Origin of the sequence: Thermogutta terrifontis (assembly GCF_002277955.1) — a bacterium.
Lineage (GTDB): Bacteria > Planctomycetota > Planctomycetia > Pirellulales > Thermoguttaceae > Thermogutta > Thermogutta terrifontis.
This window is the reverse complement of the sequence record NZ_CP018477.1, coordinates 1,254,298-1,274,584: the sequence shown is the minus strand read 5'-3', so window position 1 is coordinate 1,274,584 and position 20,287 is coordinate 1,254,298. Positions and strand designations below refer to the sequence as shown.

At 58.3% G+C, this 20,287-nt stretch carries 15 protein-coding genes; 8 read left to right on the top strand and 7 right to left on the bottom strand.

From position 1 onward, the window contains the following. Positions 1-29 precede the first annotated feature (29 nt). The 3 genes from THTE_RS04780 to THTE_RS04770 all read left to right on the top strand — a co-directional run bounded on the left by THTE_RS04780 (position 30) and on the right by THTE_RS04770 (position 7,720). Positions 30-3,539, top strand: a complete 3,510-nt coding sequence (locus THTE_RS04780) for a tetratricopeptide repeat protein (protein ID WP_095414360.1) — start codon at positions 30-32, stop codon at positions 3,537-3,539. Continuing rightward, positions 3,508-6,021: an ABC transporter substrate-binding protein gene (locus THTE_RS04775; RefSeq protein WP_157731761.1), complete on the top strand. Its 2,514-nt coding sequence runs from the start codon at positions 3,508-3,510 to the stop codon at positions 6,019-6,021. Before THTE_RS04780 ends, THTE_RS04775 begins: the two co-directional genes overlap by 32 nt. A 256-nt stretch (positions 6,022-6,277) precedes the next feature. Continuing rightward, a complete protein-coding gene (locus tag THTE_RS04770; protein ID WP_157731759.1) occupies positions 6,278-7,720 on the top strand; it encodes a hypothetical protein in 1,443 nt (480 codons plus the stop codon). Positions 7,721-7,736: 16 nt separating this feature from the next. On the opposite strand, the gene THTE_RS04765 is transcribed toward THTE_RS04770, so the two are convergent. Next, positions 7,737-8,210: a hypothetical protein gene (locus THTE_RS04765; protein ID WP_095414357.1), complete on the bottom strand. Its 474-nt coding sequence runs from the start codon at positions 8,208-8,210 to the stop codon at positions 7,737-7,739. A 207-nt stretch (positions 8,211-8,417) separates the two neighbouring features. On the opposite strand from THTE_RS04765, the gene THTE_RS04760 reads away from it, so the two are divergent. Both THTE_RS04760 and nadD read left to right on the top strand, forming a co-directional pair. After that, on the top strand, positions 8,418-9,644 hold the full coding sequence (locus tag THTE_RS04760; RefSeq protein WP_095414356.1) for an outer membrane protein assembly factor BamB family protein: 1,227 nt from the start codon (positions 8,418-8,420) through the stop codon (positions 9,642-9,644). Between the two features lie 94 nt (positions 9,645-9,738). Next, the gene (gene nadD, locus THTE_RS04755) at positions 9,739-10,428 is read left to right on the top strand and encodes a nicotinate-nucleotide adenylyltransferase (protein ID WP_237260202.1); all 690 of its coding nucleotides are present in this window, start codon (positions 9,739-9,741) and stop codon (positions 10,426-10,428) included. Positions 10,429-10,435: 7 nt separating this feature from the next. Here the strand turns inward: nadD and THTE_RS17870 are convergent, their stop codons facing one another. Beyond that, a complete protein-coding gene (locus tag THTE_RS17870) occupies positions 10,436-10,576 on the bottom strand; it encodes a hypothetical protein (protein ID WP_157731757.1) in 141 nt (46 codons plus the stop codon). 370 nt (positions 10,577-10,946) lie between these two features. Here THTE_RS17870 and THTE_RS04750 point away from each other — a divergent pair, with 370 nt between their 5' ends. Then, complete coding sequence (locus THTE_RS04750; protein ID WP_168175787.1) at positions 10,947-11,867, top strand: sensor histidine kinase; 921 nt, start codon at positions 10,947-10,949, stop codon at positions 11,865-11,867. 79 nt (positions 11,868-11,946) lie between these two features. Here the strand turns inward: THTE_RS04750 and THTE_RS04745 are convergent, their stop codons facing one another. Both THTE_RS04745 and THTE_RS04740 read right to left on the bottom strand, forming a co-directional pair. Next, complete coding sequence (locus THTE_RS04745; RefSeq protein ID WP_207651783.1) at positions 11,947-12,672, bottom strand: hypothetical protein; 726 nt, start codon at positions 12,670-12,672, stop codon at positions 11,947-11,949. A 235-nt stretch (positions 12,673-12,907) separates the two neighbouring features. Further along, the gene (locus THTE_RS04740) at positions 12,908-13,363 is read right to left on the bottom strand and encodes a hypothetical protein (protein ID WP_095414355.1); all 456 of its coding nucleotides are present in this window, start codon (positions 13,361-13,363) and stop codon (positions 12,908-12,910) included. Between the two features lie 363 nt (positions 13,364-13,726). Between THTE_RS04740 and THTE_RS04735 the strand changes: the two genes are divergently transcribed. Both THTE_RS04735 and THTE_RS04730 read left to right on the top strand, forming a co-directional pair. Then, positions 13,727-16,087 carry a VIT domain-containing protein gene (locus THTE_RS04735; RefSeq protein ID WP_095414354.1) on the top strand — a complete coding sequence of 787 codons (2,361 nt, stop codon included), beginning with the start codon at positions 13,727-13,729 and terminating at the stop codon, positions 16,085-16,087. 239 nt (positions 16,088-16,326) lie between these two features. Continuing rightward, positions 16,327-17,361 carry a 3'-5' exoribonuclease YhaM family protein gene (locus THTE_RS04730; RefSeq protein ID WP_095414353.1) on the top strand — a complete coding sequence of 345 codons (1,035 nt, stop codon included), beginning with the start codon at positions 16,327-16,329 and terminating at the stop codon, positions 17,359-17,361. 23 nt (positions 17,362-17,384) lie between these two features. On the opposite strand, the gene prmC is transcribed toward THTE_RS04730, so the two are convergent. The 3 genes from prmC to rpmE all read right to left on the bottom strand — a co-directional run bounded on the left by prmC (position 17,385) and on the right by rpmE (position 19,833). After that, positions 17,385-18,272, bottom strand: coding sequence for a peptide chain release factor N(5)-glutamine methyltransferase (gene prmC, locus THTE_RS04725; protein ID WP_095414352.1), 888 nt, complete (start codon positions 18,270-18,272; stop codon positions 17,385-17,387). A 112-nt stretch (positions 18,273-18,384) separates the two neighbouring features. Further along, entirely contained in the window at positions 18,385-19,458 is a 1,074-nt protein-coding gene (gene prfA / locus THTE_RS04720) for a peptide chain release factor 1 (RefSeq protein WP_095414351.1), read from the bottom strand. A 150-nt stretch (positions 19,459-19,608) separates the two neighbouring features. Next, complete coding sequence (rpmE, locus tag THTE_RS04715; RefSeq protein ID WP_095414350.1) at positions 19,609-19,833, bottom strand: 50S ribosomal protein L31; 225 nt, start codon at positions 19,831-19,833, stop codon at positions 19,609-19,611. Between the last annotated feature and the right edge of the window lie 454 nt (positions 19,834-20,287).

The following is a 20,287-nucleotide window of genomic DNA, read 5'->3' as shown; positions in this document are numbered from 1 at the left end:
CGGGAGGAAAGACGCCGGACTGAACGATCATGATTCCCGCGGAAGCACTTTTCAAAGTCCTCGAAGAAAAAGATCTCGTCCCGCCCGAAGTCCTGGCGGAGCTTCGGGCGCACGTGGCACGCTCGCTGAAGACGGCCAAACCCATCAACGCGGCGATGGCCGCCCGTATTCTTGTGGAACAGGGATATCTGTCAAGGCTTCTGGCCCAGCGGCTGATGACCCAGATTGAGGCGGAGTGGGCGGCCAGGAATCCGCGACAGAAAATCGAACCGCTGGTCCTTCGTCCCCTGGAAGGCACGCCCGTCCCGGATGAAGAGAACATTGGGCTGGCAGACGAACCCGTGGATTTGTTGCCGCTCGAAGAAGAACCTCCGCGGAAAACACCGGCGGCGCCTTCGCCACCTCCCCGGGCTGTCCCCCTGGAATCTGCTGATACGACCTCGCCAGCCCCGTCGCGCGACTTCGAGCCGCCACCATCCAGCCCTACCGAGGATTTGCTGAGCGAACTCTTGCCTCCCACCAGTCCAACACCCGCGACTGTCCCACCGGTAACAACCTGGACTTCGCCCCGTCGCAAAACGCCATGGGAATCGCCGCTCATCCTGTTTGGTGGTGGGGGAATCCTTCTTTTGCTGTTCGCCGGGGTGGTGCTTCTCTGGTCTCTCAACAGGCGAAGTGGGGACGATTTGCTGGCCGAAGCAGATGCCGACTACCATGCCGGCTCGTACACGCAAGCCATCCATAAGTACACGCAGTTTCTGGATAATTTTCCCCGACATCCCCAGGCCGGACCGGTGAAAGTGCGGCGGGGACTAGCGCAAATCCGGCAAGCCGTGCAAACTCAGGAGAGTGCGGCGGCACTTTCTGCGATTAAGGAGGTCCTCGACCAAATCAGCCCCCTTCCCGATTTCCACGCCGAGGCAGACGCAGAACTCACGGCGATTCTACCGCCGCTTGCTGAGAATCTAGCGCGGGCGGCCCTTCAAAAAGCAGATCCCGCCCTTGTGGAGAAAGCTCAGGAGGCCCTTGCCTACTGTCGGCGATTCATCCCGCAGGACAAACGCCCGGTGGCGAAACTCGACGAAATCGCCACCACGCTCGAGCTGGCACGGCGTCGCATTTCCGAAACGGAAGAATTGGCTCAAACAATCGGCCGTCTGAAAGAGTTGCTGGCAAAAGGGGATCTTGATCAGGTTTATGAGGTAAGAAGGAAATTTCTTCAGAACTATCCCCAGGCCAAAAACAACGCCGAACTCATTCGCGTCATGCGGCGCGTTGCGGAGGCGGAAAAGGACCGGGTGAAGTTTGTTGAGCCGTCCCCTGCTCCAAACCCGCCCAACCGACCTCAGGTAGAGCAAACGGCGGTGTTTGCTTTCCTCAAAAAGGGGGAAGCCCCATTGCCGGAAGATCGGGTTGTAGTGGTCTCCGACCAGTCATCGGCTTTCGCCCTCGAGGCGCGTACGGGAAAGCTCCTGTGGCAGCGCCGCATCGGTGAATCAGTCGGTGCCGCCGGGTCCTTTCAAATGCCGTGCATCGTTGAGATTGATAATCATCCGGCCGTCGCACTTCCGGACCGCATCAACAGATGCGTTGCCTGTTTGGAGTTGAGCACAGGAAATTCCCTGCGGGAAATTCGGCTCCCCGAACCCCCAGCCGAGTGCGCCCTTGCAACTGGGCACGTGGGAACGATTTTGGGAAGCTCGAGGCGTATCTATCTGGTCGATTTCCAGGAGGAAAAAATTCTTCGAGAACTGATTCTTCCCCAAAAGCCGGCGTTCCTTCCGGTGCTAACGGAGAGTCCGCCCCGATGGTATCTCGTCGGAGAGCATTCCAATCTCTTCGTCATCGATCCTGATAAAGGAACATGTGTGGACGTGTGGTATCTGGGACACGAACCGGGCCAGCTCTGCGTCCCGCCGGTGATTGTCGGCGAGTATCTCGTTCTGCCAATGCAGAAGAACGGACAAACGGCGCAACTCCGCGTCCTGGCACTTTCCCAGAAAAACGCGGAATCTCCGGGCAGCCAGGCGGACGAAGCATCGATTCAGGACATCGAACTGCCGGGAAAACTCCTCACACCTCTGCAAGTTCAGGAATCCCGACTGAGTTTGATCACCCACGGCGGCCACGTTCAGGTCTATCAATTACGGGCGCGGGAGCGTCAGAAGCCCCTGGCCCTTCTTGCGGAAGGAAAGTCGCCGGGAGGGCTCCCGCGATCGGATCAGTGGGTGGCACCGTGGGTTGTCCTGACGGGCGAATCCCTGTTCACAGCCGACACCTCCCTGGCTCAATTTGAGCTTCAGGCATCGGCCGCACGACTCATCCCTCGGTGGGTGGCCTGCGAAAACACCCTGGCCATCGCGCCGCCAGTGATTATGGACTCCACGGTCTTCTATGCGTATCGTCGGCCAAACCGTCCCGGGATTTTTGTCACGGCCGTCAATTCCGCCGATGGACGAAGTTACTGGGAGGTCCATCTCAGTGATCCGGGAGTCAGCCTGGCCCCATCCGCTTCTCTTCAGTCGCTCGTGGCAGTGACCTGGAGCGGACACGTGGCTGGGTGGAATCTCGGAGAAAAACAATTCCCGCAGGTGGTGGAAGCCCTCGCAACCACTGAGATGCCGACGGTTCCTTCGCCGAAAGTGGAGCCGCTCACCTGTTCTCCTGTCCCCGGCCTGTGGGTGATGACCTACCCGGGAACGACTGCTTTGCTCAAGATTGATGCGCGATCCGATCCCCCTAAGCAGCAACTTGTGCGATTCGCAAGGGCGGTGGCTGGTCCGCTCGTTCCATTGGCAAATGGGTGCACAGTCGGACTCGAGGATGGAAGCCTCGTCTGGCTCTCCTGCGAACAGGAAACGCCGCAACCGGTTGCCTATCTGGGGCCTACAGTTCCGGGAGAGACGACCCACTATTCAGGCGCCGTCGCCTTGAAAGACCAAACCCTTATTGCAGCGGATAGCCGAGGGCATCTCGTCAAGCTCCGGCTGGAGGGGAATCCCCCGGATCACTTCCGTTTAGAACGCCAGCAATCCCATCGCGTACCATTCGTCTCTCCACTGGCGCAACTCGATAAGCTTGTCGTAATCAGCGATGCCGAAAACAATCTGGTGTTCTTCGACGCGGAGACCCTTCAGTCCACGGCAACGATTCCTCTTCCCGGCGAGTGCATCTGGGGGCCAGTAACCGGCGATAACCTCGTGTGTTTCATGACAGCCGACGGCACCTTTTTCTGGTTGAACGATGCCAACAGCGTGAGGAAGGTGCCGATGGGAAATCGCAGCCCGGTAGGACTCCCGATCCGCCGCGGTCAATCGTTACTTGTGGCCACATCGTCTGGAGAGCTTATTACCATCGATCTGACCACCGAAAAGATCACTGACACGGCGCGGCTGGAAACCCCTCTTTCGGCAGGTGGCACACTGCTGGGGAATGAGCTTTGGTTGGGCACGCTGGAGGGCTGCTGGTTGCGTGTCTCTTTGGATTCGCTCCGGCTGAGTCGAACCAGTGATAGCGCAAGCCTTTCCGCCACTCCTTAAGAATGTGACGGACTTGGCGTCTCAGGAAATGGATCATCTTGGAAAAGAACAATTCGAGCTGCGGAAGCGGCATACCAACGAAACGCAGCGGCTTCCATGGGGCTGCTGGATACGCGGTGCCGCCTGCCTCGCGGCCATTTGTGTCTTGGGAATTGGTGCCTTTGCCGAAACGCCGCAGCAACCATCTCCGCTCACGCCGCAGGTGTCAAAACAACTATCGGAACCCAGCATCGATACGACCACCCCGTTATACGAGCAACCGCCGTTCGACCTGCTGTATCTCAACGCGGCCAACAATAATGCCGTCCTCAAGCTGTCGCCTGTTCCCTTGCCAGATCGCAAAGTTCCGCAACCGCTGCCGCGAAGTGGGTATCTGGAGATAGAACTTTTCGATCGTCCAGGAGAACGTTATCGCGTGCCGTGGCAGGCAATCGTGCAGCTCAAGCTGTTCGAACAGCTCTTGCTGGAGCAGGCGAGCAAACTGATCCAGGAAAAACGTTTTGATGAGGCTTACGACTATCTGGACTACGTGGCCACCCATTATCCCAACGTCAGTGGATTTGCTGAGGTCGAGCAATTGTTTTTGATTGAGGAAGCACGGGCGGCCCTCGCTCAGGGAGAATCGGAACGCGCTTTTGCCGATCTCTGCCGTCTGAGCGAAATTAACCCCAATCATCCGGAACTCTCCAATTTGATCGGACAGGCAGTCGATGCGCTGGTTCAACAGCGCTGGCAAAAAGGGGAGTATGCCGCGGCGCGGGGGGCGGTGGAGACGTTATCGAAACTTCTTCCTCAACACCCGGCCGTTCAAAAGTGGCGACAGCAGTGGCAAACCGAGGCGGCCGAACTGGAAAAACAGGTAAACCAGGCGCTCTCCGCGGGCAATCCCCGCCAGGCAGACCGCCTGGTCCGCAAGCTCAGGCAGGTTTGGCCCCAGCAACCAGGCCTTGATCAATTGATCGCGGAGGTTCGGAAGGCATATCCCCGATTCCAGGTGGGGATCACCCAACCAGGTGCCCAGGCTGATCCCACTTCTTTAATCGACTGGGGAAGCCGACGCTGTGGGCGACTCATCCGCAAAGCCCTGGTAGAATACACGGGCCCCGGTCCGGAGGGCGGCGAGTATCAATCCGCATTCCTGATATGGCAGCTCGATACTGAAAAGCAGACGCTGAGGCTTCGGCTTCGGCCGGACCGCCCCCAATTTGCGAATGGCCGATCCTACACCGCATACGATCTCGCCCAGCAACTGGCCAATCGGGCAGACCGGCATCACGAGGCATACTTCCCACCGTGGGCGGAAGTCGCAGCGGGTATCCGGGTTTCCTCGCCCGAGGAGGTGACCGTCAACCTGCGATTTGCGCCGCTTAAACCTGAGTCACTCTTACAGTGCGTGCCGGTGCCCGCGGTTATTCTGGCTTCCGGCAATGATCACAAGCCCGACATCGGGCCGTTTGTACTTTCCACAGAAGAATCTTCCTCATCGCGGTGGGTTTTCCTTCGCAGGACCGACGGGGCGGCCGCTTCAAACCAAGGCAACTCGATTTCCGGTGGTCCAGCCGAGATTGAGGAGATTGCCTTTCCCCGATGCCGGGACGCTTTGAACGCCCTGCGTGGCGGAGAAATCGACATCGTGGATCGCGTCAATCCATGGGAATTACCTCTGCTCGCCGAAGCCCGCGACGTCACGGTGCGGCCGTACCGGACACCGCTTGTCCACATGCTCGTTCCGAACCTCGCCAAACCGTTGCCCGGCAACCGTGATTTTCGCCGCGCCATGCTGTACGCCATCGATCGGGAACGCATCCTGCAATCGTTGCTGGGAGGCAAAACTCAGCCGGGAAGTCGGGTCATCAGCGGTCCTTTCCCGGCGGGCATGTCTTTCGGCGACCCGCTCGGCTATGCCTATGACGCGCAGATCAAACCCCGCGACTATCAACCGTCCCTTGCCCTGGCCCTCAGCGAGATCGCCTTCCGTCAGGCTCAGGAAGCGGCGAAACAGCGGGGGCTAACACCGCTGGAATCTCGGGAAGTGGTAGTCGTCCATCCCCCCCACGAAATCGCTCGGGAAGCCTGCCGACAGATCCAGGAGCAGTGGCGGTTAATTGGATGGACGGTGAAATTGGTGGAAGTGTCGCCCGATCGGCCCCCACCGCCAGATTACGATTTCCTCTATGTGGAGGCCGCCATATGGGAGCCGGAAATCGATCTCCTCCGGTTGATCGCCAACCTGATCACCGAGCGACAGTTTCTTTCACCCCAGGTGGAGCTCGTCCTTGCAGGGCTCGGTAGTTCCGCAGACTGGCCCACACTGGGACAGCGGCTCCGCGAGCTTCATCGCTGGGTGTATGACGATCTAACGGTCCTGCCGCTGTGGCAACTTGTGGATTTTTACGCATACCGTTCCGGAATCAGAGGACTGGACGAGCCGTGCGTCTCCCTTTACCAGAATGTCGAAACCTGGCAGTTCACCGCAAAATAGTTTGATGGCCGACGCACAACCAAGACAAGTTGTGTCCCGGAGAGTGAGGAGGTCCCTCAATGGGCAGGCAATTTGCCGCCGGGTTGGCCAATATCTTTGCACCGACGCTTTTTTACAGAAGCCCATCACGTCTCGCGCAATCCGGAGCAGTTTGGTAACTGGGCAGCGGGCGATGGAGAAACATGTGCCGAAGCCAAGATCGGTTGCAATGCGGCGAAGAATGAAGTTCCATCTTCCCATGCTGACACGAAGGACGATGAGGCGGCGATCGACCGGCAAAACACATCTGCCGTGGGAAATACTTCTTGGCGCAACGGTTCTTATTTGGCTGGGTGCTTTTCAAAGGGTTTCCGGCCAGAGCTTTTTCACGCTGGTACCGTGCCGGCTGGAGGTGATCTGCCTGCTCCCTCCAGAGTTCGATACTTCCAATGACCTGGAGCATGAGTTCTGCGACCAACTTGCTGAGAGGCTCGCCAGCGAACAGGGTCCCGCTTGGCGTGTCTCGGTGGCACCACCTTCTTTTCAAGACCGGGCAATTCTCCGCGCCGCACTCCGCCGAGATCTGAATTTTGATCCGCCGACATCCTGGCGAAAGCTGGCCCTTCGCGACAAAGTGGCGGTTGTTGCGGTGAGGAGAAGCGGGCTCGGTTGGCACATTCTGGCGCGGGATTGGGATGTGAGGGTCGAACGCCTGGGCCCGCTTGTGGAAAAAACCGTTCCAACCTGGTCCGACGTGCCGGAGGCCGCGGCAGAGTCAGTACGCCAGGCTCTCGTTCCGGTGGCACGGATCCGCCTGGTGGAACAACAGGCTGTCCGCCTGGATCTCCAGGGAAGTCTTTTGATGGCGGAACGTCCCACGTTGCCCGGCCGGCTGTTTCTTACACTCGCGCGGTATGAAGATCGCGACGGAAATGCTCGGGCGGTGGTTCCCCTCCCGTGGACCATCTTGCAATCGCCGGAAGGTCCCCCTGCCGAAGACGGAAGCGTAAGTTGCCAGGTTATTTCCGGCCTGAAAAATCCCCTCAGCGCCCGCCGCCGCGGGAGGGTGCAGCTTCTGGCCTGGGCGGTGACACCCCAGGTACGTCCAGTGACTATCTCGCTCAAGAATCGTCAGGCACCGCAAAACCCGCTGGTGGGTTACGAAGTTCTGGCTCAGCCCGGCGGCGAGGGCTCGCCTCAAGTCCTGGGTCGCACAGATTTTGCCGGCCAGGTTGAAGTACCCGCCCAGGCCCCACCAGGATGGAAACTCCTCTGGGTCAGACACGGCCGCCGGGTCCTTGCCAAAGTGCCCCTGGTGGATGGATCAAATGAGTTCACTGAACTCGCCCTTCCTGACGATGATCCCCGGCTTCTGGCCGAGGGATACCTCATGAGCGTCCAGGACCAACTGGTGGATCTCGTCACCTTGCGGAGTGTGCTCATCGCGCGCCTCCGTGCCCGCATTGCCAACGGAGACTGGGACCAGGCCATCCGATTGCGAGACCAGCTTTTGCAGCTCAAATCCAGAGAAATCTTTTCCAGCGAGTTGACGCAGCAACAACAGCGACTGCTTTGTCCCGATCCGGTGGGGCAAAAGCAGATCGACAAAATGTTCGAAGAAACCCGCCGGCTGGTCAATCTTTACCTCAATCCACGGGAAGTCGAGGAGCTTGTCAAGGAGATCGCCATGAAGGCACCCCGGCGAAGTGATACGCCCTGATTCCACATCGAGCGTCCTAATGCCTGCGTGTTGATTCGCGATACAGTACTTCCATCGTGCCCGAAAACTGGCGCACGACATCTTCCGGGGTGAGATTCATATACACCTTGGGATCAACGGTCCAGTGATCCTTGTCGAAGCGGAAAATGGCCACGCCACACCGCTGAGACTCCTCTGTGGCGGGCAGCCAATCGGAGTCCGTTCCCAGGGTGACCAGCACAACTGCAGCGAGCCGGTGGCCGTGACGTTCCCGCAGATAAAGAACTTCATCATCAAACTCGCAATCCACCCACTCGAGCTCGCCCGCCACCACGGGAACGGCAATTTGGCGGACAAGCCTTGCCTCCAGGCTTTCGCGCTGGCGATGGAACTGGCGGCGTGCCTTTTCAAACACGGCCCGATCTTGCAGCCTGCGGAGGGGTCGCCATAGCGCCGCTAGGATCGCCGCCGCAGCGAGAGGAATCAGAATGAGCGAAAGCTCGTCCGCCATGATAGGGCCCCACTTTCCCCAACCAACCGTCCACTGGCATTGTACGAGCAATCCCCCCGCGGATGCAACCCTTTGGGAAAATCTACGCTAATTCTGCCCCACGCCCGGCGATTGACGGCGAAATTCCGCTCGATACACTGACGGTGGCAGATTTCCTTGTGGGTTTGGAGCGCGTTCTCAGCACAACACGACGGGAGGGACACGATCATGCGCAGACTTGGCTGGATTGTCGCAAGCGCCCTATTACTCTTCGGACCGCTGGGGCTGGCCGGTGATTTCGCGCGGGAAGACTGGCCACAATGGCGAGGCCCCAACCGCGACGGCAAAATTCCCGTTTTTCAGGCCCCGGAAAGTTGGCCCGCTTCCCTCAACAAAAAATGGGAAGTCGCTGTCGGGGCGGGAGACGCGACTCCCGCGCTTGTGGAAGGCCGCCTTTATCTGCACACCCGGCAGGGCGATGAGGAAGTGATCCTCTGTCTGGATGCAGAATCGGGAGAACAAATCTGGGCGACAAAGTATCCCAGTCCCCCTGTTACCGGCCCCGCATCCCGACATCCAGGGCCACGAAGTTCTCCTGCGGTGGCCGAGGGCAAAGTGGTCACGCTGGGAGTGGCAGGGATCGTTTCGTGCGTGGACGCAGCATCGGGCAAGCTGCTGTGGCAGAACAAGGATTTCAAAGGCACTCCCCGCTTTTTCACCGCCATGTCACCGATCATCGTGGATGGCCTCGCTGTCCTTCAACTGGGTGGGCCTGATTCGGGCACGGCCGTGGCCTTCGATCTCTCCACTGGAGAGGTCCGCTGGAAATGGGAGGGCGAAGCTCCATCCTACGCCTCGCCCATCCTTGTCACGGTCGGTGATGAAAAACAGATCGTCACATTCACCGAGCAGAGTTTGGTCGGCCTGTCGGCTAAAGACGGGAAACTCCTCTGGAAAGTTTCCTTCCCGGCTTCCAGTCGCAATTACAACGCTGCCACGCCAATCGCGGATGGCCAGACGATCTACTTTGCCGGCGCGGGTCGTGGAAGCCGGGCCATTCGCGTGGAAAAAAGTGGCGCCGAGTATGTGATCCGCGATCTGTGGACCAACCCCGACGTCGCTCCCCAATTCAACTCGCCGATTCTCAAGGATGGTAAACTGTTTGGGCTTTCGCAACGGGGCAACTTCTATTGCCTCGATGCCCAAACTGGAAAGACACTTTGGATGGATGACAACTCCTATACGGCATTTGGCGCTCTCCTCGACGCGGGTCCCGTCCTCCTGGCCATGACGGAGCGCGCGGGTCTGGTTGTGTTCCCACCCAGCGGCGAGGGTCTGCGTCCCGTCGCACGTTACGAGGTGTCTTCAACGCCAGTTTATGCCACCCCTGTCGTGGCCGGAAAACGCATTTACATCAAAGACGCCGAATCTCTCAGCCTCTGGACGCTGCCCTGACGCTGCCTTGCTGACCACGATAGAATGAAGCGAATCCTCGCTTTCCCGAACGCTTGCACCGGGAACGGGGTGTGTTTTTGTTGTTCGTGGACGAATGAATGTCCATTTGTCTACCAAGGGCCGCTGGGTTCAGATGCGATTGGGAGTCTTTGGCGGTAGTTTCGATCCGGTGCACTACGGACATCTCCTGATGGCAGAAAGCTGCCGGGAGCAGCTCTGCCTGGAGAAAGTTCTCTTCGTGCCGGCTGGGCAACCGCCCCACAAACGCCAGCGGCAACTCACTCCAGCAGCACACCGTCTGGCCATGCTGGAGCTGGCAATCGGGGGGGAGCCGGGTTTCGAAATCTGCCGGTACGAAATCGAGCGGCGAGAAGTCAGTTACACGGTTGAGACGCTTCGCTTTTTGAAAGGTCAGTTCCCGCAGGCAGAACTCTTCCTCCTGGTTGGCGCGGACATGCTCAATGACCTTCCCAACTGGCGCGAGGCCGCCGAAATCTGCCGCCTGGCCATCCCTGTAGGGGTCCGCCGGGCGGGAACGCCACCACCGTGTCTGGAGAGCCTCCGCGCGATAATGGAGCCCAGCCGCTTCGAAACGCTTTCCCGACTTCAGGTTGATATGCCACAAATCGAGCTATCCGCTTCAGAGATCCGTGCTCGTGTGGCGTCCGGTAAAAGCATTCGGTTCCGTGTCCCCAAGGCCGTGGAAATGTACATCCTGCACCACGGACTATACAAAGACGCTCCCGCCAACGGGCCGGTCATAAAGCAAAGCCAGGTCTGCTGAGGCTGATTCAAGCTGGTGTGGCGAACTCCTCGGCCGAATTGACGCGTGATTCCAGGGCTGAGCACAGCCCCTGGAGTTGGGCCAATTGCTCTCGGGGGGTGAGGCTGATATCGACGAAGACAACCTTTTGTCCGCGGACTTCGCACATATGGCACCCTCCCCCATTAAGCCATTCTTCTCTTATTGCCCATCCTTTGCCGATTAATTTTCTCCTCAATTCATCCAAGCTATGCAGAATATCGCTTCCATCCATGCTTTCGCGTCCCCGCTTCCGAAAAATTGCAAAACCTGGCGGGTCTGTTTGCGTGCTGCAAACTGTTCCTGTGAAACAGGTATGGTCCAGCCGATGAACTCTATAGCAATGTCTCATGCGTTCGGTGGGGAAGCCGTGTTCCCACGCGGCGAAGTTCCAGAGAACTGGCGTGGAATCGGGTGCTTGCTCACCAGGAACACCCGCAAAAACACGGCCTGAAGGCAGTCTATAGTCATCGTGATACTCTTGTTGCAAGGGCACTTCCGTGGACGAAAACACCCTGCAATCACTTCCACCCGAGCAACAAATCGCGTTTCTCAAAGAACAACTTCTGCAAACCCAGCGTTACACCGCCCTCGGCGAGCTTGTGGGCACCACGACCCACGAGTTCAACAACGTCCTCACCACCATCATCAACTGGGCACGGCACGGCCTGCGGCATCGCGATGATGCCACGCGCGACAAAGCCTTTGACGCAATACTCGCCGCTGCCACGCGCGGATCGCGGATCACGCAGACGATTTTGGGAATGGCACGGCGACGTTCCAATGCCATGGAGCCGACCGACCTCCGCCAACTCCTTGCCGATACACTGCTGCTTCTGGAACGGGAAATGAACAAATACCACATTCGAGTGGAGGTGGCCATGGAAGAAGTGCCTCCCGTGATGGCCAACCCGGGCCAGATCCAGCAGGTGCTCCTCAACCTCTTGACCAATGCCCGACAGGCCATGCCGCGGGGTGGACGCCTGGTCATCCGACTCCACCACGACCCCGGCTCGGAGTTCGTGGATCTTCAAATTCGCGATTACGGCACAGGTATTCCGCCAGAAATCCTGCCCAAAATCTTCGATCCCTTCTTTACAACCAAGACGGGCCCGGATGCGACTGGCAAGGGCGGAACGGGACTGGGACTCTCTGCCTGCAAGGAGATTATCGAGGCGCACCGAGGGCGCATTCGGGTGGAAAGTGCGGTGGGCAAAGGGACCTGTTTCACCGTTCGGTTGCCCTGCGCGGCGACATCCACATCATCTCCTTCCAGTGAATCCACACCCTTGGGGACTTCACGCGTGCAGTCCGCGCCGGCGGCTCCCACGTTCGCCCAGCTTGCCAACGGCGACTTCGCACTCGAACAGCTTCCATCAAGCCACGAGCGACCGATGGACAACGTCTCTTCCGGATCCTGATCAGCAAAACGCCAGTGAAAAGCGACGCCAACCCGTTTTTTGGCCGGCGTTCGCATCGAAGACCGGGCGCTATGGCGACTCAGGAGCCTCTCGTGGAAATTGTTTCCAATGGCGGTAAGGGATTCTGCTGAGTGCCATTGCCGCCCGCACCAGGGACGTTGATACTTTCCATGGGTGGTGTCGAAGCGGTAGGAACAGGGAGCAGACCGAACCGAGTCCCAATCGCCTCGATGATTCGCTGCTCGAGCGCGGTGTCCCGCCCCATGGGAATCCAACCCGCGTGGGTTTGCTGTTCTCCGATGGGCGAGACGACCCGCGTGAGAGAACTATCGTTTCGGAAAGTTGCCGAGGATGTCGTGGCGGCAAGGGGCTGGCCAACATCCTCCAGCTCCTTGAAAACGAGCACGGTAATCCAGTAACCGCCGTCACGTGGATCCACCCGAATTTCCGCTCGCCGCCGAATACTTTGGAGGGTGGCCTCCCAGCGCGCGTAGCGATCCACCGAATCTTTGTGCCACGGCTCCAGAATGGTGGCCCCTATTTTGGGCAAGGTATCGATTCGGCCAGAGGTAAGAACTGTGTCAAACTGGCGAATGGGCTCTTCGCGTTCAATCTCGAAGTAATCATCCACCACGTCAACCAGCGTCTCCCAGAGGACCTGAGGATCCTTCGCCGCCACGAAAATGGGATTCGGATAGTAGACGTTCAGGACCGGGCTGGGTGTCAAAAAAAACGGCCGGAAGCACCCCCCTATCAGTAACAGACCAGCCAGAATTCCAGTCGTTGTTACCTTTTGGTCAATCACCCGTGCAGGATTCCTTCCCTGAGAACGACCTCCCGCCCGAACCAATGCAGCCCCGGCTCCGCTGGAAGGCGGATTAGTGTCGCACGGGAAGGCTATTCAGGCAAGACCAAATTTTGCACTTCGCAGCGCGCAGACCGCGTCTGCAGCCAAATCGGCCAGCCTCCCCGGTACTGATCAGTGGCCTTCACTGCAGCTTCCGGTTTAGGTGGTGGGAAGACCAACCTAACGGGAAAGATTACCGGGCGTACACCGGACGCCTCACCGATGCCCGTTGTTTCCCCGCCGATTCATTGTTGGACAGTACCCGCTGCGCCTTGCTGAGATCGTTGACTTTGACGACGGCCACGCCCCCACCTTTGGCCCCTAACTCCGTACCGAATGAGTGATAAGCGTAATCGATATTGAGATGATGTTCAGCCAGCCGCTCGCAGATCTTGCGAAATCCCCCGGGCTGCTTGGGTACATCCACGAGCAGGACGTCGGCTACCTCATAGGGGAGATTCAATTGTTCCACCACCTTGACAGCCCGATCACTCTCTGTCGGCACAAACCGTACTGTGCCCCGATCTCCCGAGTCCATCACCACGAGTGCCCGGCACCGCACTTTAGCCTTGGCTAAAGCATCCAGGAGCTGGGCAAGCCGACCGGGCTTGTTGACGAGCTTGACAGAGACCTGTTTGGCCGTTTCCATAGCGTCTCCCTTTCGTGCAAGTAAGACGTGGCCAGAACCGCATTTCCTCCAGCGAGACGAGCAGTGCCTCCTCCCCCGTGGACCTACTCAGGCGAGTCGCCTTCCCGAGCGGTCCTGACAAAAGGATACGTTCCCCCAACAGGCGAGTCAACCATAAAGATGGGGCGGCGGGACCCTCACGTTTCGACCGAAATATGATCCCGATGCGGAACTTTTTCCCGGCAAAACACGTCGGACCTAATGAAACCGCCAACCAGCATGGTGTTTGCTTCTCCGTAGAGCGGTCTGGTTGAAGGGGAGGTACGCTGTGCTAAGCTCCGATTCGACAGGGTCGTGGGGTCACGATAGCAGGAGGTTCGAGAAATGGCGATCTATTCTCAATTCCCCCACTTTCGACACAGCCTGGTTGTCGTGATGGCTGCAGTTTTGGGCCTTGTTGCGACAACTGCGGCCCAGGCACAGGGAATCCTTGTTGTTGAGACCGAGGGCTTCCGATTGCCCAGGCCACCGATCATCATTTGGCCACCGATCCCACCTCATCCTCCCGTTCCTCCGCCTCGTCCTGTTCCCCCGCCTCCGGCTATCAGCTATGCGGTCGACTCACTGGAAGTGAATGGTCGCATCAGCAATCGCGTCGCCCAGGTGGAAGTCTCGCAGACATTCGTTAACACCGGGAGCCGTACTCTGGAGGCCTCGTTTGTGTTTCCACTCCCTTACGACGGAGCCATCGACCGCATGACGCTGCTTGTGGACGGCAAGGAGATTCCCGCGCGGCTTCTCAAGGCCGATGAGGCCCGGAGGCATTACGAGGAGATCGTCCGCCGGAATCGTGATCCCGCGCTTCTGGAATGGGTTGGAACGGGCATGTTCAAAACAAGCGTCTTTCCCATTCCGCCCGGACAAAAGCGAACCGTGTCGCTGCGCTACACCCAGTTGTGCCGGCAATCCGATGGGATGGTGGATTTTCTTTTCCCGCTTAGCACGGCCAAGTACACGTCGAAACCGCTCGATCGGCTCAGTATTCGTCTCAACCTTCGGGAAGATGAGCCCATCAAGAATGTTTACTCCCCCACCCAGGAAGTCGAAGTCAAACGTCTCGATGAAAACACCGTGACAGTTACTTACTCGGCGCGGGATATCGTGCCGATGAGTGATTTTCGCCTCATGTACGATGTGGCTCCAGGTCCTGTGGCAGCCAAACTCATCAGTTACAAATCTCTCGATGAGAAAGATGGATTTTTCCTGCTTTTGGCCACCCCGCAAATCGCAGAGGACCACACCAAACCGTTACCCAAAACGGTCATTTTTGTCCTGGACCGCTCCGGCAGCATGAGCGGCAAGAAAATCGAACAGCTCCGCGAAGCGATGCGGTTTGTCATCAACAATCTCCGCGAAGGTGACCTTTTCAACATCATCGCTTACGATAGCGATGTGGAAACATTTCGCCCGGAACTTCAGCGCTACAATGACAAAACCCGCCAGCAGGCCCTGGCGTTTGTGGAAGGCCTGGTGGCGGGAGGGAGTACCAACATCGACGCCGCTTTAAGAACTGCTCTCGCCCAGCTACAGGATGAAAGTCGCCCCAACTACGTCGTCTTCATGACCGACGGCTTACCCACGACAGGCGTCACCAGCGAAATGCAAATCGTGGAGAATGCCCGCAAGGCCAACACGGTCCGCGCCCGGATCTTCTGTTTTGGCGTGGGCTACGACGTGAATAGCCGGCTGCTGGACAAGCTGGCGCGATCCAGCCGCGGTTACACCGAATATGTCCGGCCGGATGAGAACCTCGAAGATCGCATCAGTCGCTTTTATCGTCGCATCGAAGCGCCGGTGCTCACTGACGTGGAGGTAGAGTTCAACTTCGATGACAGTGAGAGTGTTGCGCCCGTTTACCGGCTGAGTCCACAGCCCCCGTTCGATCTTTTCGCGGGAGAACAGCTCGCGATGGTGGGCCGGTATCGGCGCTCAGGTGCGGCTCAGCTTGTCCTGCGAGGAAAAATGGGCGACCAGACCAAGACCTTCAAATTTCCAGTGGAATTCACCGCTCGTGCAGGTGACGAATCAAAAGCCTTTGTGGAAAAGTTGTGGGCGGTGCGACGAGTCGGGGATATTCTGGATGAGATTGACTTGCACGGGAAGAATCAGGAGCTTATCGACGAGTTGACCCAGCTTGCACTCAAGCATGGTATCCTCACGCCATACACATCGTTTTTCGCCGATGAAAACGTGCCTCTTCACGAACTCACCGAGGCCCGGCGGCAGGCCAGCATCCGACTGGATGCACTCCAGGCTACGGAGGGAATTGCAGGATTTGCCCAGCGGGCTTTTAAAGGTCGGATCCAGTCGGCCACCAGCCCAGAGGCCGCAACGAGAGAGCTCCGCTCGTTCGGTGGCTACGGCGCTGCCGGAGCACCAGGCCAGGCCGGCCTGGCAGCCGCGGCCCCGGCTCCGCTCCGCGACGCCGATCGAGAAATCGCACAGGCCACCGCGGGCCAAACAGTACGGTACGTCGGCAATCGGGTGTTCTATCGCCGTCAGGGCCAGTGGATTGACAGCACCCTCACCCCTGAACAGCAAAAATCCCCACGACGCATCAAGCAGTTAAGCGACGAGTATTTCGAACTGCTGCGAAAATACGGACGCCAGATTGCCCCGTATGTCGTCTTCGACGAACCTGTCCTGCTGAATATCGAGGGCCAGGCCTACCTGATCGAGCCGTAGATTTCCCCTTTTTCCCCAAACCGGCAGCGGAGATAACTGGCTGCGTCCCCAGTGCTCGCCACACTGGGGGTTTTTTGTCCAACTGGCAAAGCCCAGCGGTCCCTGTTACAATTCGCTGCAACTCATTCGTGAGATGTCGTCTTAACCCAACCCGGGCGCTGATTCCATCGCAGCTTGAGCGTCGTTAAACACGTTGCCAATCAGTCGGGCCAATTGCCTTTCAATCGACAATACGAACGATGGCCACCAAGGTTCCCTTGCGAGCTCTCAGTGAATTACCGTGCGATCAGGAATGCGACACCTTCGCCCTCCTCAGCCGAAAAGAAGAATCCACCACCCGCGATGGCAAACCTTATTGGATGGTCACCTTCCGGGATGCCACCATGGAGTTCACATTTCCTATCTGGTGTGATTCTCCCCTGGCCGCCGTATGCCGAGACGAGTGGGCGGTGGGCGTGTTTTACAAGCTGCGGGCAGTCCGCCGCGACACACGCTTTGGCCCGCAACTTGAAATCCGTCGGATTCGAGAGGTTGTCGAACAAGACCGCCAGGATGGCTTTGACCCTCTCATGTGTCTTCCCCAATCGCGATACCCTCCTGAAGAGCTTTATCGGGAATTGCTTGAGCTTACGCGGAAAGAACTCGCGAATGAAAGCCTGCGAACTTTTGTCACGACAATCCTTGAGGAGTTTCGCGAATCGCTTCTGACCTTACCTGCCGCCCGTACCCACCATCACGCCTATGTGGGCGGTTGGCTGGAGCACACCCTCTCGGTGGCGCGAACGTGCGTCTTTCTCGCCGATAAATACCGGCAGCTCTATCCCGATTTGCGTCCCCCCCTCGACCGCGATTTGGTCATTGCGGGGGGAATCCTCCATGACATTGGCAAACTCCGCGAGTTACGTTTCTCCACCATTACCACAGAGTATTCGGAGGAGGGGGCCCTTTTGGGACACCTCTTACTCGGCCGGGACATTGTCCGTGAATTCGCCAGCCGTGTTCCGCTTTGCCCGGAGACTCAGCTTCGCCTGGAACACCTGATCATTGCCCATCAGCGACTGCCTGAATGGGGATCTCCCAAACCGCCCATGACGCCGGAAGCCCTCATCGTTCACTATGCTGACGACTTGGATGCCAAGTTCCACATCTATTACCAGATTCTCTTCACCGATTCTGGGGACGAGTCGCTCACTTCGGACCGCAACATCCTGCGGCAACGGCTCTTCCGGCACCTGCCACCTTCCTCACAGTCCAGCTCTCCGCCAAGCAGATGAAGGCTGGTAGAAAATCGGATGACTCAAACTGTTTCCCTGCGACGAGCCTGAATGACACGGGGTAATCGCGCCAAATCGCGAACGGTGGGACCCAATTCAAAGCGTGGATCATCGGCCACTATTTGGCGAGCGGCGTCGTGAATCATGGGCGAAATCTCAAAGATCAATCCTCCTCCTGGGACAAGCCTTTCGGCAGCCTGCGGAACGAGCCGCTCGATGATTTCCGTCCCGCGTGGCCCAGCCACAAGCGCCTGGTAGGGTTCGTACTTCCTGACGTCCGGGGAAAGCTGTTCGTACTCCGCCTCACTCACGTAGGGAGGGTTGGACACGATGAAATCGAATCGCAACTCGTTCGGCACGCCTTGCAAAAGGTCACTTTCAAGGAATTGGATGCGGTCCGCCACGCCGTGCCGCTCAGCATTCTCCCGGGCAACTGCCAGGGCTGCGGAGCTGATGTCCACGGCCGTCACGCGGGCATGCGGCAGGTGTTTGGCTGCGCAAATGGCGAGGATCCCCGAGCCCGTCCCGACATCACAGATCAGCCAGGGGCGATCCGCTCCCTGTTTGCGGGCCCATTCCAAAAGAGTGACCATCACAAACTCGGTCTCCGGGCGAGGGATCAGCACATCGGGCGTGACACGGAATTTGAGCGAGAAAAACTCCCGTTCTCCCACCAGATAGGCCACCGGCACGCCTTCCGCCCGACGCTTGATCATCTCGCGGAACCGCGCCTTTTCCTCCTCCGAAGGGATGTCGTCAAAGCGAGTGTACAGATCGATCCGCTGGCAGCCGCGCGCAGAGGCGAGCAGGACCTCGGCGTCTAAACGCGGGCTGTCCGAACCGTGTCGGCGGAGATATTCCGTGGTCCAGTTGAGAAGTCGGCCTACCGTCCAGACATCGGCCTGGGTCATCGGGAAGCGATCCTTCTTATCACGCGGTTCCCACGCCGTTTTGCGCGCCTTTTTTCCCGCCCGGGTCGTGTGGAATGCACCGACATTGCAAAAACAACCAAGGCCCCGTCGCTCAATCGAGTGCCCCAAACGTCGCGCGGAGTTCATTCCGTTCGTAATCGAGAAGGGCCTCGATGATCGGATCGAGATTGCCTTCCAAAATGCTGTCGAGCTGATAGAGCGTCAAGTTAATGCGGTGATCCGTCACCCGATTTTCGGGAAAATTATAAGTGCGAATTCGCTCGCTGCGATCTCCCGAACCAATCTTGCTGCGACGCTCCTGAGCCCGTTCGGCCTCCTTCGCACGCCGATAGTATTCATACACCCGGGTTTTGAGCACCCGCAGGGCCTTGGCAAAATTCTTGTGCTGACTCTTTTCGTCCTGGCACTGGACAACGATCCCCGTGGCGTAGTGGGTCAGGCGAACAGCCGAGGAAGTCTTGTTGACGTGCTGTCCCCCAGGGCCACTGGCGTGAAAAGTATCCCGGCGATAATCCTCCGGCTTGATCTCTATTTCGACGTCTTCAGGCTCAGGGAGCACCGCCACGGTGGCCAGGGAGGTATGAATCCGGCCTTTGGCCTCGGTTTCCGGCACCCGCTGCACCCGATGACCACCGCTTTCGTACTGAAGCCGCCGGTAAACCTCTTCACCTTCCAGCCCCACGCTGATTTCCTTAAAGCCCCCCAATTCGGTTGGGTTCATCCCGAGGATTTCAACTTTCCAACCCTTGGATTCAGCATACCGGCGATACATTTCGAAAAGATCGCGGGCAAAAAGAGCGGCCTCTTCTCCCCCTGTTCCCGCCCGAATCTCCAGGATACACCGGGTGCGATTCGCGTCCTCTCCCCCGATGGTCAAATCCAGCAGCTCGTCCCAAAGCGCTTCTCGCTCGCGACGAAGCCGAGGCAGTTCCTCTTCCGCCAGCTCGCGTAATTCCGGATCATCACCCTCCAGCAGATTCCGCAATTCCAGGATCTGCTGGTTCACTTCCTTGAATTTGCGGTATTTGACGGCAACTTTGGCCAGCGCCCCATGCTCGCGCATGACCGCCGCCAGACGTGCCGAATCGGCGAGCACGTCCGGATCATGAAGCTGCCGCTCCAGCTCTTCAAACCGCGCGAGTTTTTCGTCCAGTTCCTTGCGCATATTCTCTGCGCATAAACAGATACGCCACCGGCTTCGCCACAGGATTCCCCAGGCTGGCGGAGTGTCCCATTATCGGCGTTCGCGATCCCTCGTCACTTCTCGCCAGTTATTGTAACGCTCGACAAGGCTGAGCGAGGCCAGAGAATGTCCTCAGCTCTTATTCTTCCCGCCCGCGTAACCCCCAGAGAACTTCGAGCGGAACTTCTCGATCCGTCCCGTGGTGTCAACGTATTTGAGCTTACCGGTAAAAAAGGGGTGACACATGTTGCAAATGTCGATTCTCAGCTCGGGCTTCACGCTGCGGGTCATGAATGTGTTACCACACCCGCAGGTGACCTTACAGTCCACATACTTGGGGTGAATACCTTCTTTCATAAGCCAGTCCTCGCATACATTCTCGGTATATCCACGTAATCGACCCGGGCTTGCGAAATGAGGGATCGCCTGAGAAAACCTGCCAATTTGGCCGGCATTCCAGGCTTGTCCAAAACTCCATGTCGCCGCGTAAAAACCCCACCACAGAAGGGAAACGCCCAGGACATGCGGAGGCCAACCGTTCCCTCTTTTTCAGTGTACTGCAGAATGCCGAAACCCTCAATTGGTACCGAGAATCTGAGCCAACTCCCCATCCCCCTATCCCTGGACGCAGAGGTCCACACTGGCTCGCGGGGGGCTCCATTCAACACGGAGAGACCTCCTTGCCGGCTCGACATTCCAGCGTTTGCATGATGCATTCTATCAGCCGCGCCCTGACTGCTGGGTTCAGTCTTTTGGCTGCACCGTGGGGCCATTCGTGAATGGCCGCAACAACACGTTGCGGCAACGTCAT

Excerpts from the sequence above, each read along its gene's own strand:
- THTE_RS04730 (WP_095414353.1), top strand. The coding sequence starts at position 16,327 with ATGGCCACCAAGGTTCCCTTGCGAGCTCTCAGTGAATTACCGTGCGAT.
- THTE_RS04765 (WP_095414357.1), bottom strand. The coding sequence starts at position 8,210 with ATGGCGGACGAGCTTTCGCTCATTCTGATTCCTCTCGCTGCGGCGGCG.
- THTE_RS04770 (WP_157731759.1), top strand. The coding sequence starts at position 6,278 with ATGAGGCGGCGATCGACCGGCAAAACACATCTGCCGTGGGAAATACTT.
- THTE_RS04735 (WP_095414354.1), top strand. The coding sequence starts at position 13,727 with ATGGCGATCTATTCTCAATTCCCCCACTTTCGACACAGCCTGGTTGTC.
- nadD (WP_237260202.1), top strand. The coding sequence starts at position 9,739 with ATGAATGTCCATTTGTCTACCAAGGGCCGCTGGGTTCAGATGCGATTG.
- prmC (WP_095414352.1), bottom strand. The coding sequence starts at position 18,272 with ATGACCCAGGCCGATGTCTGGACGGTAGGCCGACTTCTCAACTGGACC.
- THTE_RS17870 (WP_157731757.1), bottom strand. The coding sequence starts at position 10,576 with ATGTGCGAAGTCCGCGGACAAAAGGTTGTCTTCGTCGATATCAGCCTC.
- prfA (WP_095414351.1), bottom strand. The coding sequence starts at position 19,458 with ATGCGCAAGGAACTGGACGAAAAACTCGCGCGGTTTGAAGAGCTGGAG.
- THTE_RS04760 (WP_095414356.1), top strand. The coding sequence starts at position 8,418 with ATGCGCAGACTTGGCTGGATTGTCGCAAGCGCCCTATTACTCTTCGGA.
- THTE_RS04740 (WP_095414355.1), bottom strand. The coding sequence starts at position 13,363 with ATGGAAACGGCCAAACAGGTCTCTGTCAAGCTCGTCAACAAGCCCGGT.
- rpmE (WP_095414350.1), bottom strand. The coding sequence starts at position 19,833 with ATGAAAGAAGGTATTCACCCCAAGTATGTGGACTGTAAGGTCACCTGC.
- THTE_RS04780 (WP_095414360.1), top strand. The coding sequence starts at position 30 with ATGATTCCCGCGGAAGCACTTTTCAAAGTCCTCGAAGAAAAAGATCTC.